The organism is Marinomonas fungiae (assembly GCF_001418205.1).
Lineage (GTDB): Bacteria > Pseudomonadota > Gammaproteobacteria > Pseudomonadales > Marinomonadaceae > Marinomonas > Marinomonas fungiae.
The window spans coordinates 1-3,132 of sequence record NZ_LIQF01000034.1 but is presented as its reverse complement, the minus strand read 5'-3'; the positions used below and the strand labels follow the sequence as shown (position 1 = coordinate 3,132).

Annotated in this window: 5 protein-coding genes and 1 pseudogene; all 6 read right to left on the bottom strand. The window is 42.5% G+C overall.

Translation table 11 applies throughout. The features are described 5' to 3' along the window. Nucleotides 1-115: 115 nt before the first annotated feature. Entirely contained in the window at nt 116-754 is a 639-nt protein-coding gene (locus tag ASC49_RS19525; protein ID WP_055464883.1) for a MerR family transcriptional regulator, read from the bottom strand. A 244-nt stretch (nt 755-998) separates the two neighbouring features. After that, nucleotides 999-1,328, bottom strand: coding sequence for a hypothetical protein (locus ASC49_RS19520; protein ID WP_055464882.1), 330 nt, complete (start codon nt 1,326-1,328; stop codon nt 999-1,001). A gap of 319 nt (nt 1,329-1,647) precedes the next feature. Next, nucleotides 1,648-2,106 carry a hypothetical protein gene (locus ASC49_RS19515; RefSeq protein WP_055464881.1) on the bottom strand — a complete coding sequence of 153 codons (459 nt, stop codon included), beginning with the start codon at nt 2,104-2,106 and terminating at the stop codon, nt 1,648-1,650. After that, nucleotides 2,096-2,371: pseudogene (locus tag ASC49_RS19985) on the bottom strand (hypothetical protein); the annotation flags it as partial. The gene ASC49_RS19515 and the pseudogene ASC49_RS19985, both read right to left, overlap by 11 nt. Before the next feature lie 12 nt (nt 2,372-2,383). Beyond that, the gene (locus tag ASC49_RS19980; RefSeq protein ID WP_211262104.1) at nt 2,384-2,626 is read right to left on the bottom strand and encodes a hypothetical protein; all 243 of its coding nucleotides are present in this window, start codon (nt 2,624-2,626) and stop codon (nt 2,384-2,386) included. A gap of 195 nt (nt 2,627-2,821) precedes the next feature. Further along, on the bottom strand, nt 2,822-3,132 hold a 311-nt coding region (locus ASC49_RS19505), incomplete at its 5' end, for a hypothetical protein (RefSeq protein WP_211262103.1).

Here is a 3,132-nt window from a genome sequence, read left to right as displayed (position 1 = left end):
GCGAAAAAATCGCGATTAAAAGGCATGTTTGAAGTGTGGTTGGTGCACAGAACAAGTCAGAGCGAAATTATCTGACTTGTTCGTAGTATCCTTAGATTGGAAGAGCGATGAAGAGTTAGTTGCTAGTTTCTGAGTCCAATAAATCACCTAGACCATGAAAGTCTAAATCGTCAGAGGGAATAGCATCATACATAGCGCATTCTGACTCATTCCATTCGTTATAGACACCTTCCCAATATTCATAGTCATCAGGATCTTTGGGAGCATCTTCAACGTTTTCTAAGTGCAACTTAAAATAATCATAGAATGAATTCGAATTTTTATTTTCAGCGATGTTACAGGCTTGCCTGTAGCTGACATATGGACCTTTATAAATGGGAGTTGCGGGATTGTGTCTCATGTCGTTAGCAAATTTAGACATATTGATAACCCACCATTTGCCTTTATATGAACTGATATCTGGTTTGCTGACGCCCAGTTCTAGGATTAAAGTGCGCCAGGCAGGGTATGATATGCTCGATGATTCATCAGGATCTTTAGCCAGCCACTCTTGCACTAGTTTTTCTGATACGCCTAATAGCTCTGCAGTTTCGTCAGTTGTGAGAGCTGAATCACTGAGTAGCAATTCTAAATCTTTAGTTTTTGGTGGAGTGTAATCAGGGTCAGAGATGCAAAGTGTTGTTCCTGCTGACAATTCTTCTGCTAAAGTCTTAACTGATTTTAACTCTAAATATGAGTTTGTGTGCTCGTTCATCTTAAGGTTCTCTTGGAATTATGTGCAATTAAAGAGGCGTATTCTGTCAATGCAGAATCTGCGGTTGAAAAGAAATGGCCCAAGGTTGATCTACTGTGTTGCAAGTTGAGCCTATAAAAAGTCGCGGGAGATGAAAGAGCCAAAATGCCGTTTACGAGTGCCTAAATTGCATCTTTGCTAAATCTTTACGGTTTAGCGATTCCCCTTGTCCAAACCAGACATGGGGAATCAAAAAATGAGCAGATTATTGAGGAACCATTTCTAAAGCGATGTAGTTTTCATCAGAAAATTGCTGGTGCTCATAGTCGAACTCCGCAAAAGCAATAGATAGGGCGTGGTGAATTTCTCGCGCTGAGCATTGCCCTGTTAGTAGCAATTGCTTGCGTGAAGTAGGGGAGAATGGGGTGTTTTCGTCATCTGTGCTGTGGAATACAGTAAGGTGGCATTCATTGCTAGGCTGCTCTAACACATGCTCAATTGTAACGACTAGGTCTGTGTTTAGCTCTAGTGATGAAAACGCTTGTCTTAACGCTGAGATAGATCCGAGCGAGCTCGTAAAAACACTAATATTCATAATCATGCTTCCTGGTTAAATATCCAGTGGATATGGTATCTTCAGAGTTGCCCTGCAGTCGCTATCTGTAATCGCTAATTTTCTGTGTTAAGAGCCAGATAGTAGTTGGAGGTGCAAATGGAGTGACTATTAGCGGGCTTAAAGCACTTTATTGATTCCAAATTTCCAAGAAAACATGCATCCACCTTTCTTGCCTCTGTGCAATATTCTGAGTGGGGATGAACAAGGTTTTGATACTAAGAAGATTGATGAAGAGTTTTTGAAAGGGAGTAAGAACTGCTGAGCTAGTTTAACGAGCACTTAGCTCAGCAAGATATTCCTAGCGATTAAATTGAACGGCGGGCAATACAACTCTCGGTAGGCGTAAACGCTCACACTGTGAACTTAAGAACTCACGCCAATATGGCCAAACATGAAAGCTAGCGTTTTTTAACGAAAACTCATCAACAGCTTCCGTCTCCAGCAACTCAGCCATTGAATACTCAGCAATAAAGTCAGCCTCAACAAAAGCTTTCACTTCAGGGTCATCGTCTTCAACAGGCAGAATCCAGCGAGTTCCCAAACGAACATACACTTTTAAAATTAGCTCGTCTTCATTCGTCTGAAGCACTTCGCCTCTGCGCACGGTATGCATTTGTTGAACAAGCAACTCGGTATGCTCAGTGCGCTTAGGATCAAAATCCTCACTGCATTCTGCTTGAGATGACTTTAAATAGACATCTTGAATAGACAAGTTATCAATCGCTTTTTGCAAGCTCGCACTATTTTTAGTAGCCATAGGCCATCTCTTCATTTAGTGAATGAGAACGCACGACTTTCAAGCTTTGTTTAGCTGCCACTGAGAAATCAACATACTGCACAGTTTCCCATACAGACTCTTTATTAGAGGTTACACTCGCTTCTTGCATCAGCTTCTCTAGCATCATCGGAAATGCGTCGGCCATACGCAGCAGCTTATCCATCGAGTCCGATTGCATGACATCATCCGATTCATACTTAGAGAACGCAACTGGGCCACCACCGAAAACTTTTGCGGCTTGCTCTTGGTTTAGACCCTACGTTTTGCGTAAAACACGGACTTGTTCACCTGTTAGTAAGCCTTGCACCTCTTTCTTAAACGCGATCATGGCACGCTTATTTAAACGCGCCTCGGTCGTACCGGCCTGCTCGCTGCCACAAAAATCACACTTGGCCAAGCAGCTTTTGATCTTGCCTGAATGCCCTTCACACTCAACATCAATCCACTCGACGATTGCTTTCAAATTCCCTTGATCACAAATTTGGCAGGTTTTGTTCATAGATCCCATCTCCAACCTATTGAGCAGTGACAATGTAAATCGGCTCAATTTATCAATTTGATATTGATATATTTGCCTTGCGTACTTACAGTTCACATATCTCATCTACCATGTGTAGAAAGAGTTACGGCACCGTCCCCAACAGGGGGCGAGGCCAGCTTTAAGCTCCACCGTAACGTTTCTGATGCTCTGAAACTAAATATCCCCCACAGCAAAAAGAAGCTCTAGTTTCAACTCTTCTGAATACTCCTCCTCAATGATCATAGATGTAATGAGCTTTTGTAGTAACTCCTTTGAAACCCTTCCCTCTGCTAACCATACTGTGATGTTTTCCATTCTGATGACAAAATCAGAAACACAGTAGTCATAGCCATTTAACTGGGCACCTCGAAAAACCTCGCTCACAGCACTGGTAACCCTGTGATAGTATCGAGCAACCACTAACACCCGATAGTTCAGTACCATGAAGAAGCGTAGCGCGATCAAAAACGACCTCTTTGCCAGCG